This window comes from Novosphingobium sp. PASSN1, assembly GCF_002278815.1.
In genome coordinates this window covers 98693-117049 of sequence record NZ_NKIS01000010.1, presented here as the reverse complement: position 1 = coordinate 117049, position 18357 = coordinate 98693, and the positions used below count along the sequence as shown (strand labels likewise).

Genomic DNA, 18357 nt, shown 5'->3' with positions numbered 1-18357 from the left:
GTCCTTATTCCGCCGGCTGCGCCAGGGTGCCGCCCGACGGGCCGCCGCGCTTGCTGTACTTGGCCAGCACGGCTTCCGAGATCGAGTTGGGCAACGGCTTCGTCTTTTCAAAGCGGCTGACCAGCGGCAGGATGATGAGGAAATGCGCGAAGTAATAGGCGGTCAGCACCTGGCTGAGGCGCACCCAGGGTTCTTCCGCCGGCTTGCCGCCTGCCACGCCGAGGATCAGCGCGACCACCACGAACACCCAGAACAGGATGCGGTTGAGCGGACGATAGCTGTTCGAGCGCACCGGCGACGTGTCCAGCCAGGGCAGGAAGAACAGCAGCAGGATGGCGGCGAACATGGCGAGCACGCCCATCAGCTTGGCCGGGATGAAGAAGAAATCGACGGTGAAGGCGCGCAGGATGGCGTAGAATGGCCAGAAATACCATTCGGGCACGATATGCGCCGGCGTCGAAAGCGGGTTGGCGGGGATGTAATTGTCGACTTCGCCCAGCGCGTTCGGCGCGAAGAACACCACGGCGGCAAAGATCGTCAGGTACACGCCCAGGCCGAAAAAGTCCTTGGCCGTGTAATAGGGATGGAAAGGCACGGTATCGGCTTCGGTCTTCACGGCGATTCCGGTCGGGTTGTTCGAACCCGGGATGTGCAGCGCCCAGACGTGCAGGATGATGACGCCGAAGATGACGAACGGCAGCAGATAGTGCAGCGAGAAGAAGCGGTTGAGCGTCGCATTATCCGGCGAGAAGCCGCCGAGCAGCAGCGTCTGGATATAGGAACCGACGACCGGAATGGCCGAGAACAGGCCGGTGATGACGGTGGCGCCCCAGAAGCTCATCTGGCCCCAGACCAGCACATAGCCCATGAACGCCGTCGCCATCATCAGGAGGAAGATGACGAGACCGAGCATCCACAGCACTTCGCGCGGCGGCTTGTACGAGCCGTAATAGAGGCCGCGGAAGATGTGGACATAGACGACGCCGAAGAAGAAGGACGCGCCGACGGCGTGCATGTAGCGCAGCATCCAGCCGCTGTTCACGTCGCGCATGATATGCTCGACGCTGTCGAAGGCGACGGTGGTGTTGGCGGCATAATGCATGCCGAGCACGACGCCGGTGATGATCTGGATGACCAGCGCGACGCCGGCGAGCACGCCGAAGTTATAGAAATAGTTCAGGTTCTTCGGGGTCGGATAACCGGCACCCAGCGCACCATAGATGAAGCGCGGCAGCGGCAGCTGCTTGTCGAAGAATTTGCCCAGCTCGGTGGTCGGCTGATACTGCTTGGCCCAGGGAAAGCTCATTCTATCCTCCTCAGCCGATGGTCACGGACGTGGGCGTCTTGAAGACATAGGCCGGCACTTCCAGGTTCTTCGGGGCCGGGCCCTTCCGCACGCGGGCGGCGGTGTCATAGTGCGAACCATGGCAGGGGCAAAAATAGCCGCCGAAGTCGCCGCGCACTTCGCCTTCGCCGGCGCCCAGCGGCACGCAGCCGAGATGGGTGCAGACGCCCAGCGTGATCAGCCACTTTTCATTGCCGGGCTTGGTGCGCTCGGCCAGCGTCTGCGGGTCGCGCAGGCTCTTCACATCGACCTTGTTGGCCATCTCGACTTCCGCCGAGGTCAGGTGGCGGGCGAACACCGGCTTGCCGCGCCAAGAGACCTTGACCGCCTGGCCTTCCTGCACCGCCGACAGATCGAGATCGATGCTGGCCAGAGCCAGCACGTCGGCCGACGGGTTCATCTGGTTGATCAGCGGCCAGACCACGGCGGCGGCACCGGCCGCGGCCACGGCGCCGGTCGCCACATAAAGGAAGTCGCGCCGACGCTCCCCATCGGGAGCAAGGACGTCGCCGCTCGGCGCCCGCGTTTCGCTAGCCATCAAAGACCTTCCGGATTCCATTAACGAACGAGCGATCCCCTGACCGGGCTCGCGCTGCGCCGCAATAGCGCCGGGGTGCACAAAAACGCAATGTGGTTTTTGCAGGACATTTTGGCGCGGGGTGTGTGCGTATGCCCGGCCCGGGCGCGCGCTCTGGAAAATTGCGGGGTTCCGTTCGGCGCGCGCTTGGCGCTAGAAAGCTGCATGTACACGCTCGATGACCAACAGACCGCCGCCCAGACCTGGTTCCGCCAGCTGCGCGACATTATTTGTGCCGCGCTGGAACAGCTGGAGGACGAGGGGCAAGGCCCCGCCCCCGCTGGCCGTTTCGAGCGCACCGCCTGGGACCGGCCGGATCCCAGCGGCGAGCATGGCGGTGGCGGCGTCATGTCGGTGATGAAGGGCCGGGTCTTCGAAAAGGCCGGTGGCAACATCTCCACTGTCCATGGCCAGTTCTCCCCGGATTTCGCCAAGCAGATCAACGGCGCCGGCGAGGACCCGCGCTTCTTCGCCACCGGCATCAGCCTCGTTATCCACCCGTGCAACCCGCTGGTGCCGGCCATCCCCATGAACACGCGCTTCCTGGTCACCACCAAGCGTTGGTTCGGCGGCGGCGTCGACCTCAATCCCGCCCTGCCCGATGCGGCCGAAACCGCGCTTTTCCACGACACGGTCAAGGCGATGTGCGACACGCACGACCCGGCCCACTATCCGGCGCACAGCAAATGGGCCGAAGATTATTTCTGGGTGCCGCACCGCAATCGCCATCGCGGCGTCGGCGGCATCTTCTACGATCACCTCGACAGCATGGACCCCGCCGCCTGGGACCGGAACTTCGCCTACACCCAGGGCGTCGGCAAGACCTTCGTCGACCTTTATCCCCGCCTCGTCCGCGCCAAGATGCACCAGGATTTCACGGCGGAGCAGCGGCTGGCGCAATTGCGCTATCGCGGCCTCTATGCCGAATTCAACCTGGTCTATGACCGCGGCACCACCTTTGGTCTGAAGACCGGCGGCAATGTCGATGCGATCCTGATGAGCCTGCCGCCGGAAGCGCGCTGGGATTGAGACCCGCATGAGCAGCACGCTCATCCCGCTGGCGCCGGGCCAGATCGGCACCATCGTCACCAGCCTCGAAATGCGCACGCCCCCACCGCCGGCCGACGGCCCGGTGCGGTCGGTGCTGAAGCTCGCCCGCTGGCCGGCGCCTGTCGATCGCGATGCCTATCGCGCCCTGTTCCGCCGTGTCGGCCAGCCCTGGCTGTGGCGCGGCCGGCTGGTGATGGACGATCGGGCGCTGGCGACCACACTCGATGCGGCGACGACGGAGGTGCATGTCGCCAGCCGGCGGGATGGCACGGCGGTGGGGCTGATCGAGCTGGATTTCAGCGAGGCCGGCACCTGCGAGCTCGCCTATTTCGGACTGGCGCCCGAGATGACCGGCCATGGCCATGGCAATTGGTTGATGGCGCATGCGTTGCGGCTGGCGTGGAAATCGGAGGGGCGGCCGGGCGTGTCGCGGGTGTGGGTACATACCTGCGATCTCGATCACCCCGGCGCGCTGGGCTTCTACCAGCGGCATGGTTTCGTGCCATTTGCGCGGGCGGTGGAGATTTATGACGATCCGCGCGCGGTGGGGATTTACCCGCGGGAGAGCGAAGCGCGTGTGGTGTTGCTGTAAGCGGCGCCCATCGGTCATCGACACCGAGTCCAAGCAAGAAAATTTATTGATAATTTTCTGCAAAATTAGGTCAGACTACCTACATCCCTCAAATTGCTGAAAATTTTCTTTACTTCGTTTTTACACTCTGCAAACATTCCGACGCATAGACGGAGGGGTCTTTGTATGATGCGTATAACGGCACACGTGTGAATGCTATCGCTCGACTGTTGTCTTCGACAATATTGGCGGCAAGTTTATCCGTTGTCATGTCGCAATCGACTGACGCAGCCACAATCACAGTAACAAACAGCAATGATGCCGGCGCTGGCAGTCTGCGTGATGCCATATCCGTGATCAATGCGCAGGGCGAAGCCGACAATGTCATTATTCTTGCTTCGGGGATCAGCGGTCCAATCACATTAGGCGATCCGCTGCCACGATTGTTGCAGAACACGACGCTGACCCTCGCGGCGGGTGTAACATTGTCCGGGCAAAGCGCAGCCACCGCCTATGGCCTCGACATCGTGACCGGAAAAACGTTGGTCCTGCCTGGCAGTCTGTCAATCGCGGTGGCCACATCGACAACAGCCGGGGCGCTCGCCGACCGGACCATCGGCATTGGCAATTCGCAAATCGACGATCATGCCCGTACCGGTGACATCACACCGCCAGCGCCGATCGCCGGCACGGTGCGTTTCGACGATCGATTCTCGGGATCAATCAGTGTCAACAGCGCGCGAACGGGCAATCAGGCCTTGTTGGGCACGCAGCCCATAGTCCAGATCGGCGTCGCCGAGCCACGCTTCGCAACCGGTATCGAAGCCGCCAGCGTGACCTTCGCAAAGGGATTCGCCGGCACGCTGACGGTATCCGCCAACGCCTCGGCGGCTGGCATCGAAACCATCAACGGCCATGTTTTCGAAAATGTCCTGATTGGCAGTCAGCCCTGGAATCGCGAGCGCATTGGCTTTGGCGACGTGACATTTGGCGCGCCAGCGGGGCCGGGCAGCAGCTTCGACGGCTTGCTGGCTGTGACCGGCGGCGGATTGGCGCCGGACTTTTTGCTGTGCGCAGGATCGTGCCGGACGCAGCCGGTGCTCAACGCTGGTGACAGTTACGGGATCAATGCCGGCAACGTGGACTTCACCGCCGGCATGGCCGGCACCATCCGGATCAATAGCAGAGCCTTGCAGGCCGGCGAAGTTGCCGTTGGCCAGGGTGTCGGCATCGCATCCCAGACATCCAAAGAGTTTCGATGGTATACCACTGGCGTCTCCCTGGTGACACAAGCGCCGACGACAGGCGCCACGGTCACCTTTGGCAGCGTTGCCGGCAAAGAAGGTTATGCCGGGATCATCGATGTTGCAGGGGCCTTCAATAGTGCCACCGGCATCGATGCCGGCTATCTGGTGACGAACGGCAGTTTCACCGGGCTGGTCGCCGCTGAATCAACGGCTGCGAATGTACGGGCCGATGCCGTTGCCATCAATCTGCGACCGCCCAGCGGCGCCGGCACAAACTTCGTCATCACCGGCAACCTGGCTGGAAACATTACGGGGAAGGCCGATTCCGCCTGGGGGATCATCAGTGTCGATTCACGGATCGACGGGGATGTCAGCGGTCTGATCTCGGCAGATGCGCGTGATTTCGCCAATGGCTGGTTTGCTGGCGATATCATTATCGGTGGCAATGTCACACAGTCGGCGCTGTTCTCCGCGCGCGCCTCGGGTGATGGCAACAACGGTTATGCCTATGCCTTTGACAGCGGCGACATCACGGTCGGCGGCAATTTTGCGGGTCAGGTCATCGCCGAGGGCTATCGTTACAGTTACGGCTTTCTGTCTGGCAGCATCAACATCAACGGCGAATTCACCGGTCTCGTGTCGGCGACCGGCACCGCGGTCACCGGTGGCTGCTGCGGTTCAACCGAAGCCATGCGGGCCTTCTCGCTCAACACCGGGGGACGTCTTGCCGGCAGTTTCACGGCGCAAAGCCTGATCGGCTTTTCCTATGGTCTGGATCTGACCGTGTCGACGATCGGCACCGACCTTACGTCGACCATCACGGCGACCAGCCGTGATCGCAGCAGCTATGGGATTTACGTCCGGCGCGACCTGACCGTGGGTGGGGACATCACCGGGACAATCTCATCGCGTTCGACGAACGATTCCGCCTCGGGCATCTCCGTTGGCAATTTGCTGCTGGGGGCGGCGGGCACCGGCACGATTTCCGGCTCGATTTCAGCGAGATCGGACACCGGCAATTACGCCGTTGCCGTTCAAACAACATCACTTGCTAGGACAAGCGGCAGCGACCCGGTCATCCTCAGCGGCACGTTGACGGCGCAATCAGCCGGCGACGCCTATGGTCTTTTCGTCAGGGCGCCGCTTGCATTGCGGATTGCCTCGACCGGCGTCATTTCCGCTCAGGCGCCCAACATCGCTCAGGCCATTTTTCTGGAATCGGACACGGGCACAGAAACGGCGTCGGTTACCAATCTCGGCACGATCACAGGTGACATCACCTTTGAAGGCGGCGCCGATGTTTTTTCCAACAGCGGCCTCTTCACTGGAACTGCCCGGCTCGGCGATGGCAATGACCAATTTGTGTTGACCCAAGGCGGCCGGCTGTCCGGCTTGATCGATGGCGGCGCCGGGGTGGACAGACTGGATATCGCTGCAGGCGCCGGCGGACGGACACTGACGCCGGGACAGTTTACCGGCTTTGAAACGATCCGTCTGAACCCGGATGCGACAGGACGTCTTGTGCTGAGCGCGGCGCCCGATCCGGCGACGACAGCGACACTCGATGCGGGCAATGGTCCTGGCACGACGGCGGCCCTGCTGGGCGGTGAATTGAACCTGCGCGATACCGGCTCTTCGTTGCGCGCCGCGCAATTTGAGGCCAGCACCGGCACGTTACTGTCTGGCAACGGTACCATCTTCGCTGCGAACAGCACGGTCGCCGGCCGGATCGCACCGGGCAACAGCGTCGGCCAATTGAGCTTTACCGGCAATCTCGCGCTGGATGCCACATCATTGCTGTCGTTCGAGCTTGGTGCGGCCGATGTGGTTGGCGGGCCGCTCAACGATCTCATCATCGTCAACAACAATCTGACACTGAATGGCGCGCTGAGCGTCAGCCAGAGTGCCGGCGGCAATTTCACTGCCGGTGTGTATCGGTTGATCAACTATGGCGGCGTGCAGACCAACCCGGCCGGTACATTGACCGGCGCCGATGTGCTGCCCAACGGCCTGTCGGGGACGATCCAGACGGCGATCGGCGGCCAGGTCAATCTGGTGGTGACCGGCAGCAGCACGCCGGTCGATATCGGCTATTGGGATGGCGTCAATCTGACCGCCGGCAACATCGCTGGCGGCCGCGGCGGCACGGCCGTCTGGAACGCCATCCGCAGCAACTGGACAACGGCCAGCGGCAACGCCAATGCGCCGTGGGACAGCGGCGTCGCCGTGTTCGGCGGCAGCAGCGGCACCGTCACCGTCGACGGCCTCCAGGCCTTTGAAGGCCTGCAGTTCGTCACCGGCGATTATCGCATCATCACCGGAACCGATGGCGGCCTGACGCTCGGCAGCGGCGGCTTCATCTTCGTTGACACCGGCCTCGATGCCACCATCGCCACCGGCATCGCCGGGACCGGCGGTCTCGCCAAGCAAGGCCTGGGGCGCCTCATCCTCACCAGCGCCAACACCTATGCCGGCGGCACGGCCCTGACGGCCGGCACGCTCGCGGTCGGCAACAACACGGCCCTTGGCACTGGTGCGCTCGCGATGGGTGATGCCACGACCCTGCAGGCGTTCGGCGATGGTCTGATGCTTGGCAATGCCATCACTCTTGCCGGCGGTGCGGCCGTGCGGGCCACCATCGATACCCAGACCTTCACATTTGGCATGTCGGGCGCCATTGCCGGTGCCGGCCAGCTCAGCAAGACGGGCAGCGGCACGTTGGCGCTGACCGGCAGCGGCAATCTGGGCAGCGTTCAGGTCGAAGCGGGCACGCTGCAGCTGAATGGCACCGCAAATCTCCTGCTCTCTGCTGACATGGCGCTTGGCGACGGCACCAGTCTTGGCCTCGCCCAGGCTGCCGGCCTGACAGCAACCAGCGTCCTCGGCAGCGCCGGCGTGCAGACGATCCGCAACATCGGCAGCATTGCAGCGACCATCAACCTTGGCGACGGCAATGATGCGATCGACAACAGCGGCCGGATCGATGGCAGCATCGCGCTCGGCGGCGGCGACGATGCGCTGACCACACGCGGCATCATCAATGGCAACATCGACCTGGGCAGCGGCGCCAATCTTTTGTCGAACAGCGGCATGATCACCGGTGCGGTGCGCGGCGGTGACGGCGTTGATCAGCTCGACAGTGGTGGCGATATCATGGGCCCGATCGATCTGGCCGGCGGCAATGATGCGCTGACAACGCGCGGCACGATCAGGGGGGATGTCGCGCTGGGCAGCGGCGCCAACCTGTTGTCGAATAGCGGCACGATCACCGGCGCAGTGCAGGCCGGCGATGACAATGACCAGCTCGACAATGGCGGCAGCATCGTCGGCACCGTCACGCTGGCGGGCGGTGACGATGTATTGACCAACCGCGGGATCCTGCAGGGTCGGATCGATCTCGGTGCCGGGCAGGATCGTCTCGACAACAGTGGCAGCCTCATTGGCGCCATCGAGCTCGGGACGGGCGATGACAGCCTGGTGCTGCGGTCGGGCGCGGTGCTGACCGGCACTGCCAATGGCGGCAGCGGCAACGACCGACTGCGTTTCGAAATCGCCAGCGGCACCACGCGCGTCATCGATGGCGGCGGTTTTCAGGCCTTCGAAATGCTGGAAAAGGGGGCCGGCGGCACCTTGCAGCTGGCGACTGGGGCGCTGGCCGGCACCACGCTTGCTGTCGAAGCCGGCAATTTCGCCGTGGCGAACACGGGCAGCCTTGTCCTGTCCGGCGCAGCCAGTCTCGGAAGCGATGTGCTGTTCGACGTGGCTGCCGGGGGCCAGGTCACTGCCAGCGACATCAGCGGCGACGGGGGCAGCCAGACGGTGCGCAATGCCGGCACGATCATAGCCCGTCTCGATCTTGGCGCCGGTGACGATGTGCTGACGCTCTCGGCCAGCGGCACCATCAACGGCACCGCGCAAGGTGGCCTCGGTCGCGATCGACTGGCGATCGATGTGGCTGCGGCCTCTGCCCGCATCATCGACGACAGCCGCTTTTTGGGCTTCGACATCATCCAGCTCAACCCCGGCGGTAGCGGCGATTTCGTGCTGACCGGAATGACAACGGCCGGCGTCCGCGCCACGCTGGATGCTGGCGATGGCAGTCTTGCCCTGCTGGGCGGCGGCCTGCTGCTGCGCGACGCGGCCAGTGCAGCCCGCGCTGCCACCGTCACGACCGCTGTCGGCACCCGGCTGTCCGGCATCGGCACAATTATTGGGGAGACCAGTGTTGCCGGCACCATCGCGCCCGGCAGCATCGCCCAGCCCATCGGCACGTTGCGCGTCACGGGCAATTACACGCAGACCGGTGTGTATGCGCTCGACTATCGGGCGCCGCGCGATCTGGGCAACATCCGCGATGGCCGGCTGCTGGCTCGCAGCGAAATCGACACGCCCGGGCTCAGCAGCGGCGGTCAGGATGCCGATCTGCTGCTGATTTCGGGAAGCGGTCGCCTGGCCGGCAGCGTGTTGCTGCAACCGTTGGACTCGGCCGCAAGCTACAGTGCGGCGCTGGCAACCCCCGGCAATGTCCGCGGCGAAATCCGCTACAATGTGCTCCGGGCCAGCGGCGGGTTGGGCGGCACGCGTTTTGCCGTGCTGACGGCGGCCAGCAACGCCACGCTTGAATATCCCAACGCCACCGATGTCCAGCTGGTGTTGCGTGGCACGCCGGCGCCCATTGTCATCACCAACACGCCGCCGCCACCCGTCACCGAACAGAATCGCGCCTTGCGGAACCTCACGCTCAGCCAGAACCTCGGCGTCTCCCAACTCAGCATCGACTGCCTCAAGGGCAATGAGGCAAGCCTGCGGCTGGAAGGCAACACCTGCCTGTTCGGCTCGGTAGCATTTGGCCAGATCAACACCAGCGACAATATCGTCGGCCTTGCCGGGCGGGCACGCCCCAGCTTCTTTGCCGGTGGCATCATGCAGCGCGCCAGCGAAACCCTGATGTTCGGAACGGCATTGGCCTATCGTGACAGCAATTATCGCATCGGCACCGGCAACACGGGCAGCGAAAACGGTTGGCTGGTCGCTTTGCTGGCCAGCTATGCGGACGGCCCCGTGCGCGGTCGCGCCATGGTGTCAACCGGCTTTACCAACACCAGCACCAGCCGCATTTCACTCCTCGGCGAGGGCGGCACCCTGTCGGCCCGTTACAATGCGCCCTATGTCGCGGCCGCCATCGATGGGGAATATTGGCGCGGAAATCCAGACCGCGCCGGCTTCGCCTTCACCCTGGGGCTGGATGCCGCGCGAATCTGGCGCGATCGCTATACGGAGACCGGAACTGCACTCGACGTGTTTGCGGCCGATCAATCCCGCATCGACAGTCTGCGCAGCCGCATCGGCATCCTGGCGCGGCAGGATTTCGGCAGCCAGGGCCAACAGCGCCTGCAGATCGAACCACGGCTGGTCTGGAATCACGAGTTCGGTGATATCGCGCCCGCTGTCACCGGTCGCTTCACTCTGCAACCCGATGTGCCGATTGCCAGTGCCTTCCGGGGGCGCCAGCGCGACAGCCTTGGCGCAGCCTTGGCTGCCCTGCTGCCGCTCGGCCCCGGTGTCACCATGCGAGCGCAATATGATCTCGAAACCGGCCAGGGAATGACGGCGCATGGCGGATCGTTGCGCCTGACGAAGATCTGGTAAGGAACAGCGGACACGCCACTGGACTGATGCCTTAGACACCGCAGCGGCGACGGACGGCCTTTGACACGGAGTCGTTGGTAACAGATTTTGAACAGCGCCGGTGGCCTAGAGTCGATTGCAGTCGGACGGCACCGGCCCGCTCCCCCGCCCGGCCACCCAGGTCATTGTATGATAGGGGTGGCCCGGAGCGGATGTGACCTCCGTCGCGGGCAGTGGAGCGGGATGAGGGTTGCGCCTGTTGTGGTTGAGCGCGGGCGTTGTGGAGCGGCCGGCGGCGGAGCCGCCGAGTCCGCTGGGGTGGTTCAGGGAAGTGGCAGGAAGGGCGCGGCGGAGCCGCGGCGTCGGACGAGTCAAAAAAAGCTGCCCTGAGGGGCAGCCTTTTTCGCTCGCCGGCCGCGCTGCGCCTTAAAACCCCTTCCTGACCGTGACCCCGAACGTCCGCGGCTGGTTCGTCGCATAGCCCAACCGCGCCCGGCCACCCCGTTCCCGATCCAGCGACAACAGCGCATTCTCGTCGAAAAGATTGGTGATGTAGGCTGTCACCGACAGCGCATCGCCCAACTCCACGCCGGCGCTGAGATTGACCAGCTGATAGCTGGGCAGTTTCAGCGTGATCGGGCGGATTTCATTGCCGGTGGCACCGCCGAACGGCAGCCGCGAGGTGAAGAACGCCGCGCTGGGTTCCTGGTCGCTGGGCTGGGTATAGCGATCCCCTACATGCTGGAACGAGGCGTTGAGCACGACATTCTTCTTGTCGGCGATCGGGAAGCTGTAGTTGGCGTTCGCCGAAACCTGGAAGTTCGGCACGGTCGGGAGGCGGTTGCCCTCGCGGATGCCGCCGATGACATTGCCGGTACCGTCGCGCACCGTCGAATCGAACTTGGCTTCGAGCACGCTGCCCGACACCGCCAGTTGCAGGCCGTCCAGCGGCCGTGCCGACAGTTCGAACTCGACACCCACCGTGTGCGCCTTCGGCACATTGAAGACGATGCGCGACGAACAGGAGCCGGCGTCGAGCGTCGTCTGGAGGTTCTTGATGTCGGTGTAGAAGAAGGCGGCGTTGAAGGTGATGCCGCCGCTCTTGGCCTTCACCCCGGCTTCATAGTTCCACAGGCTTTCATCATCGAACGACTGGTAGCCGCCGAAGATCGCCCGGTCCTGCGCGGTGCAGAGATTGGCGTTGAGCGGATCGTTGACGCCACCGAGGCGGAAGCCCTTGGCCGCCTGCAGGTTGACGTTGACGTCGTCATTGACCTCGAAACTGGCGAGGAAGCGCGGGTTGAACCCGTCCGACTGGGTCTTGTCGAGCTTGTTCTTGTCGCCATTGCCGAACAGGCCGCCGGTGGTGATCGTGCGGCTTTCCTTGAAATCGTAATAGCGCAGGCCGGCGGTCAGCGTCAGCCGGTCGAAGAATTTGTAGCTGGCTTCACCAAAGCCCGAGATCTGCTCGAGATTGTAGGGCAGGTCGGAATTGAACGGTGAATTGGCCGGGAAGCCATTGCGCGTCGCCGCCGAAGTGCCGGCTCCCAGCGTTGCATCGGTGAAGGCGTCATAGCCCGGCGTCGGCAGGCGCTGGGCATATTTGCGGTCGGTGTTGGCGTAGAAGACGCCGGCCACCCACTGGAACGGACCATTGCCGGTGGAGGCCAGCCGCACTTCCTGAGTGAAGCTGTCGACCTTTGTCGTATCGCGCAGGTTCGACGGCAGCGTCACCGCCGCGGCCGGATAGCCGAGGTCGACCGAGACCGAGCCGGTGAGTGCCGAGGCGTCGCGGCTGACCAGGATGTCACGGTTGGTGTAGCTGGTGACCGATGTCAGCGCGACAGCACCGAGATCGGCCTCGATCGTGCCATCGGCGATAAAAGTCTTGTCGACGAATTCCTCGTTCAGCAGCAGATACTGCTGGCGCGGGCCGAAGGTCACCTTGGGCCGGGTCGTCGTATAGGGATTGGCGAACAGATTGTAGATTTCCTGGCGGTTGAAGCCATCGGTGCGCACTTCCTGATAGAGGATGCGCGGCGTGATCTTGATGCTGTCCGTCGGCTGCAGCAGCAGGCTGATGCGGCCGCCATAGCGTTCCCCGGAATTGACATTCTCGTCGACGACACCGCCCGGCTTCAGCGCATCGATGAAGCCACCATAACGGGTGTAATAGGCAACGGCGCGCACGGCGGCCTTGTCACCCAGCGGCACGTTGACCGCGCCCTTCAGGCTGCCGCCCATCTGGCCGCCATCGATCAGGTTCACATCGCCTTCGACCATGCCTTCGGTGCCGGCGGTGGTCGGCTTGTTGGTGATATAGCGGATGGTGCCGCCGACCGAGCCGGAGCCGAACAGCGTGCCCTGCGGGCCGCGCAGCGTTTCGACGCGGTTCAAGTCGAACAGGTCGATATCGGGCGTGAACAGCGAGAGCGAGATCACCGATTCATCAAGGTAGAAACCGACCTGTTCCTTCACACCCGGCTGGTCGCGGACGATCTGGCCGGCCGAGACGCCGCGGATCGAGACCTGACTCTGGCCGGGGCCGAGGTTCTGGATGGTGAGGCCGGCGACCGAGCGCGACAGATCCTCGATGGTCGAGGCGTGCTGACGCTGGATATCGGCCATGGTCTGGGCGTTGATCGAGAAGGGCACGTCCTGCAGATTGGCGGCGCGCTTGGTGGCGGTGACGACGATTTCGTCGCTGTCCGCAGCCGCGGCGGTCTGCGCAACGGCCGGCGTGGCGAGCGCCAGCACCGACGCGGTCAGCGCCAGCGACGCGGCAAGGCTCCGGCGGGTGCCGATGGTGTGGAACATGATATCACTCCCCGAAATGCGGCCATTCTGGCCGGATTGCTTGATTTGCGAACGGATTCTGACGCTTCGGCGCTATGGTGGTCAACTATCTCGCAGTCGCGGCTGTGCGATTGCGTAACTGTGTTGCCATTTTGCAATTGCGTTTGCGGCCGCCCCTTGGCGTTTGCCCGGGCTTGTGCCAGCTTCGCCGGCATGGCCACTCTTCCCGCTGCTGCCCGTCCTGCCGCGCCGACTCTCGGCCTGATTGTCATCATCGGGTTGGCGATCCTGCTCAACTATGTCGATCGCGGCGCGGTCAGCATCGCGGCGCCGCTAATCAAGGATGAGATGAAGCTGTCGGCGACCGGCTATGGCCTCGTCGTCTCCTCCTTCTACTGGACCTATGTGCCGGTGCTGGTCGCTGCCGGCTGGCTCGCCGATCGCGTGTCGGTGCATCGGTTGATGGCCGCCGGTGTCGCCATCTGGGCGCTGGCAACGCTGGCGACCGGACTGGCGGGCGGGCTGGTGTCGCTGCTCATCCTGCGACTGTTCATGGGGCTGGGCGAAGGCGTCGCCTTCCCCTGTGGCTCGAAACTGTTGGCGCGGGTACCGGAGGCGCGGCGCGGCTCGGCGAATGTGGCGCTGTCGGGCGGCATCGCGCTGGGGCCGCTGGTCGGTACGCTGCTCGGCGGCGTGCTGCTCGAACACTGGGGCTGGCGGCCGATGTTTCTCGTGTTCGGCGCCGTCACGCTGCTCTGGCTGCTGCCCTGGGCGCGCTTTGCCAGCGCCGTCGATGGCGTGAAGAGTGGGGGCGTCAAGGGCGCGGCGCCAGCAGTCAGCGAGCCACCGGTCGCCTATCCGCGCCTGCTCGCCAACCGCCAGCTCTGGGCGATGACCTTCTTCCACTTCACCGGCACCTATGCGCTGTATTTCGTGCTGGCCTGGCTGCCGCTGTGGCTGGTCAAGGTGCGCGGCTACAGCATCGGTGACATGGCGCTGCTGACCAGCCTGTTCTACCTCGTCCAGGCCGCCAGCGGCTATGTCATCGCCGCCACCGCCGAACGGCTGATCGACCGCGGCCGCGATGCCTCGCAGGTGCGCCGGGCCTTGGGCCTCGCCTGCCTCGCTGCCGTCGCCATCGGCACGGTAGCACTGGGCCAGGCGGAGGGCACGGCGATGCTGGCGCTCTGGTTGGTCGTCACCGCCTTTGGCGCCGGGCCGACGACGATGCTGCTGTTCACTGCCGGCCAGTCGCTGGCCGGCACCGGCAGCGCCGGGCGCTGGATGGGCATCCAGGCCGGCATCGGCAATCTCGCCGGCGTCACCGGGCCGGTGATCACCGGCCTCATCGTCGACGCGGCGGGCTATACTCCGGCCTTCCTGCTCACCGCCGCCATTGTGGTGGCCGGCGCACTGGTCTTCGCGCTATGCGTGCCGCGGCTGACGCCGATTGCCTGGGACGACTGATGGACTTCCTCGGCCGCTTCTTCATCGGTTTCGTGCTGGGACCGGTCCTTGTTTTCGGCGCCATCTTCATCTTCGGCTCGATCGCCGAAAATCCCGCGCTGCTGCTCTGGCCGGCCGGCATGCTGGTCGGGCTGCTGGTGATCGCGGCATTCGTCACATCGCGTGGCGCGCGGACCTTCGCACCAGCATCCGATCGGGAACCGCTGCCGCCGGCCAGCCTGTCACCGCCGCAACCCGATGTGCCGCCTGCACCGCTACCGCTGAGCGCAGCCCGCCGCGCCGAGCATGCCCGCTGGCGGCGCGACTATCGTGGCTGGCAGTTCAAATCGCCGCGGAAGTGATCCACCTCCGGCGTACGGGCGCGCCGGGTCAGGGTATCGGTTGCGGCTGAAAGCCCTTGGCCGCCAGTTTCGCGAGCAGGCCGTCCGGCCCGCCCAGATGCCCGCTGCCGACCGCAACGAAGATCGTGCCTGGGCGCTTCATCGTGCCGCTGATCCAGTCGGCCCAGCGCTGGTTGCGATCGGTGAGCAGCACCTTCTTCAACAGCGGCGAAGCGCGCGATTCGCCATCGAAATCCTTGGCGATGCGGTCGACATCGCCGGCGCGCCAGGCGGACAGCAGCGCCTCCACCTCATGCCCGGCCTCCCCGACATCGGTGATCGTCGCCGCCAGCATCGCCACCTGATCGGGTTCGGGCAGATTGGCGAGGAAACGCAACTGTTCTGCCGGTGTTTCCAGCCCGACAATCGCCTTGCCCTGCGCCCTGGCGCGCGCGGTCAACGCCGGCTCGACGCCGCTGTCCGCCGTCACGCCGATGCGGGACAGCACGGCCTCGCTGATCGTCACCGCTGCCAGCCAGGTCGCCATGCCGTCCAGCGCCGGCATCGGCAGGCCGGCAGCGGCGACAGCGGGAGCGAGCTTGGCGGCGTCCGCCTTGGGCAGGCGTTTGGCCAGCGGCTTCAACCCCGGCCGCATGCCCAATTGCGTCACCAGTGCCTGCATGACCTGCGGGTCTTCCGGCAGAATTGTTTCGATGACGAGCGTGTCGGCCGCATCCAGCCGGGCGGTCAACCGCGGCGTCAGCCAGTTTTCATTGGCCGGCAGGGCATGGACGGTGCCGAAGATCGTCACCTCCGTATCGGCATCGCGGATCACCCACAGGCCGGGCGCCGCCGCGGCGGGAACCGCCAGCAGCAGGCAGGAAAGCAGGCCGATCAGCAATCTCATGCCGCAGCTTCAGCCCAATATTTGTCCTTGAGCAAGCGCTTGTAGAGCTTGCCCGTGTCGTGCCGTGGCAATTCCGCCATGAAATCCACGCTCTTCGGGCATTTGACATGGCTGAGGCGGGCGCGGACGAAGGCGATCAGCTCGGCCTCCAGCTCCGGGCCGGCGCGGGCCATGTCGCGCGGCTGCACCACCGCTTTCACCGCCTCCCCCATTTCCGCATCGGGCACGCCGAACACCGCCACATCGACGACTTCGGGGTGCAGGGTCAGGGCGTTCTCTGCCTCCTGCGGATAGACGTTGACGCCGCCCGAAATGATCATGAAGGCGGCGCGATCGGTGAGGAACAGATAGCCCTCGCCATCGACATGGCCGATGTCGCCAAAGGTGGCGCCATGCTCGCTCATCACGCTGGCGGTCTTTTCCGGGTCATTGTGATATTCGAAACGCGTGCCACCGGCGAAATAGATGCGCCCGGTCTGCCCCGGCGGCAGCGGCTGGTCATCATCGCCGAGCACGCGGATTTCGCCGAGGATCGACTTGCCGACCGAGCCCGGCCGTGCCAGCCATTCCTCGGGCGTGATCGAGGTGAAGCCGGCGCCTTCGGTGGCCGAATAATATTCATAGATCACCGGCCCCCACCAGCCGATCATGGCGTGCTTGACGTCGACCGGGCAAGGCGCGGCGGCGTGGATGGCGACCTTCAGGCTCGACACATCATATTTGGCGCGCACATCCTCCGGCAGCTTCAGCATGCGCACGAACATCGTCGGCACCAGCTGGCTGTGGGTGATGCGGTATTTCTCGACCATGGCAAGATAGGTTTCGGGGTCGAAGCGCTCCATCACCACCACGGTGCCGCCGAAGCGATGCACCGCCATGCAATAGCGCAAGGGGGCAGCGTGATAGAGCGGCGCCGGCGACAGATACATCATGCCGGGGCCGAACTGGTAGAGCATGGCGACGAGGCCGGTCAGCGCGTCGCCGGCCTCGATCGCGCCTTCCGGCAGCGTGCCCTTGACACCCTTGGGCCGGCCGGTGGTGCCGCTGGAATAAAGCATGTCGCGGCCGCAGCTTTCATCGGCGATGCGCGTAGCAGGTTGGGCAGCGAGCGCGGCCTCCAGATCCGCGAACCCGGCAATGGCGCCGCCGCTGGCAAAACGGGCGGAAAGGCCGGCGCTAGCCTCGGCGGCCACGGCTCCCAATGCCGCGCTGGCGAAGATCGCCTTGGCGCCGGAATCGCTGACGATATAGCCGGCTTCATCGGCGGTCAGCTTCGTCGACATGGCAACGAAGATCAGCCCGGCACGCTGGGCGCCCCAGCAGATCGGCAGATAGTCGAGACCATTGTGCATCAGCACGGCAATGCAGTCGCCGCGGGTCAGGCCATGGGCGCGCAGCAGCTGCGCCACCCGGTTCGACCGCGCCTCCAGCTCCGCATAGGTCAGCTGGGCGCCGCTGCCGGCCATGATGATGGCCGGCGTATCGGGCGTGGCGGCGGCATGAACGAACGGATGCATGGCAAGATCCCCAATGATTTTGCCATGGTCCTACCGCGTCCCCCCGGCAGCGTCACCCCGCAGAAGAGGAAGGTGTCGGCACCCAGCCGGGCGGCCGCGCCAGCATCGCCAGCCGCAGCCGCCAGCCCGATGCGGCCACCAGATCGCGCCACAACCGCACCGCCTCCGCCACATGCACGGTTATGGGATTGCTCGATCCCAGCGGCGTGGTCAGGCCATAGATGGCGGGTTCGGTTTCCGGCCGCCAGGTGCCGAACAGCCGATCCCAGATGATCAGCACGCCGCCATAGTTGCAATCATGGTAATTGGGCTGCGCACCGTGGTGCACGCGATGATTGGCCGGCGAATTGCACACATGATCGAACCAGCCCAGGCGGCCGATGGTTTCAGTGTGCAGCCATTGCTGATAGCCCAAATTGAACGCAAAGGCCGCGCCAACCAGCGACGGTTCAAAGCCGATCAGCAGCATCGGCAGATAGAAAAACGGTGAGATAAAGCCATCGATGGCCGACACGCGCAGCGCCGTCGTCTGGTCGAACTGGCTGCTGCTGTGGTGCACCGAATGCGAAACCGCCCAGAGCAGCCGGATGCGATGACCGCAACGATGATCCCAATAATAGAGGAAATCAAAGGCGATAACCGCGGCAATGGCGCTGAGCGGCGTTGTCGGGATCGACCAGGGCGCCAGTCGCGCCGTCGCCGTGAACAACGCGATGATGAAGCCCGTGACGACGCCGCCCAGCAGAACGCTCGGAATGAACGGGCTGATACTCGCCGCCATTTCGCGCCAGCTGGCGGCCGTCAGCTCGCCGGCGCGATGGCGGCGCCACAACTCCAGCGGCAGGAAAATGAAAATGGCCAACGACAGGATGACCGACAAGGCTTCCAGCACCACAACCGCAGACACGACGAATCTCCATAAAGTGAGCGCT

Annotated in this window: 11 protein-coding genes; 5 read left to right on the top strand and 6 right to left on the bottom strand. The window is 64.7% G+C overall.

The features are described from left to right. Positions 1-4 precede the first annotated feature (4 nt). Together CFE35_RS16610 and petA are read right to left on the bottom strand one after the other, a co-directional pair. The gene (locus CFE35_RS16610) at positions 5-1306 is read right to left on the bottom strand and encodes a cytochrome b/b6 (protein ID WP_292932204.1); all 1302 of its coding nucleotides are present in this window, start codon (positions 1304-1306) and stop codon (positions 5-7) included. Between the two features lie 10 nt (positions 1307-1316). Further along, on the bottom strand, positions 1317-1883 hold the full coding sequence (gene petA, locus CFE35_RS16605; protein ID WP_292932203.1) for a ubiquinol-cytochrome c reductase iron-sulfur subunit: 567 nt from the start codon (positions 1881-1883) through the stop codon (positions 1317-1319). Between the two features lie 204 nt (positions 1884-2087). Between petA and hemF the strand changes: the two genes are divergently transcribed. The 3 genes from hemF to CFE35_RS16590 all read left to right on the top strand — a co-directional run bounded on the left by hemF (position 2088) and on the right by CFE35_RS16590 (position 10439). After that, positions 2088-2951: an oxygen-dependent coproporphyrinogen oxidase gene (gene hemF / locus CFE35_RS16600; RefSeq protein ID WP_292932202.1), complete on the top strand. Its 864-nt coding sequence runs from the start codon at positions 2088-2090 to the stop codon at positions 2949-2951. A gap of 7 nt (positions 2952-2958) precedes the next feature. Continuing rightward, positions 2959-3564 (top strand): GNAT family N-acetyltransferase, encoded by a 606-nt coding sequence (locus CFE35_RS16595; protein WP_292932200.1) that lies wholly within the window; start codon positions 2959-2961, stop codon positions 3562-3564. A 332-nt stretch (positions 3565-3896) separates the two neighbouring features. Further along, positions 3897-10439: an autotransporter-associated beta strand repeat-containing protein gene (locus tag CFE35_RS16590; RefSeq protein WP_292932198.1), complete on the top strand. Its 6543-nt coding sequence runs from the start codon at positions 3897-3899 to the stop codon at positions 10437-10439. Positions 10440-10844: 405 nt separating this feature from the next. On the opposite strand, the gene CFE35_RS16585 is transcribed toward CFE35_RS16590, so the two are convergent. Further along, the gene (locus CFE35_RS16585; protein WP_292932196.1) at positions 10845-13235 is read right to left on the bottom strand and encodes a TonB-dependent receptor; all 2391 of its coding nucleotides are present in this window, start codon (positions 13233-13235) and stop codon (positions 10845-10847) included. Between the two features lie 192 nt (positions 13236-13427). Between CFE35_RS16585 and CFE35_RS16580 the strand changes: the two genes are divergently transcribed. Beyond that, entirely contained in the window at positions 13428-14681 is a 1254-nt protein-coding gene (locus CFE35_RS16580) for an MFS transporter (protein WP_292932194.1), read from the top strand. Then, positions 14681-15022, top strand: a complete 342-nt coding sequence (locus CFE35_RS16575) for a hypothetical protein (RefSeq protein ID WP_292932192.1) — start codon at positions 14681-14683, stop codon at positions 15020-15022. Before CFE35_RS16580 ends, CFE35_RS16575 begins: the two co-directional genes overlap by 1 nt. Before the next feature lie 28 nt (positions 15023-15050). On the opposite strand, the gene CFE35_RS16570 is transcribed toward CFE35_RS16575, so the two are convergent. The 3 genes from CFE35_RS16570 to CFE35_RS16560 are packed head-to-tail and all read right to left on the bottom strand — an operon-like array spanning position 15051 to position 18320. Beyond that, positions 15051-15902, bottom strand: coding sequence for a TraB/GumN family protein (locus CFE35_RS16570; RefSeq protein ID WP_292932190.1), 852 nt, complete (start codon positions 15900-15902; stop codon positions 15051-15053). 2 nt (positions 15903-15904) lie between these two features. Further along, complete coding sequence (locus CFE35_RS16565) at positions 15905-17425, bottom strand: acyl-CoA synthetase (protein WP_292932189.1); 1521 nt, start codon at positions 17423-17425, stop codon at positions 15905-15907. A gap of 52 nt (positions 17426-17477) precedes the next feature. Beyond that, entirely contained in the window at positions 17478-18320 is an 843-nt protein-coding gene (locus CFE35_RS16560) for a sterol desaturase family protein (RefSeq protein ID WP_292932188.1), read from the bottom strand. Positions 18321-18357 lie beyond the last annotated feature (37 nt).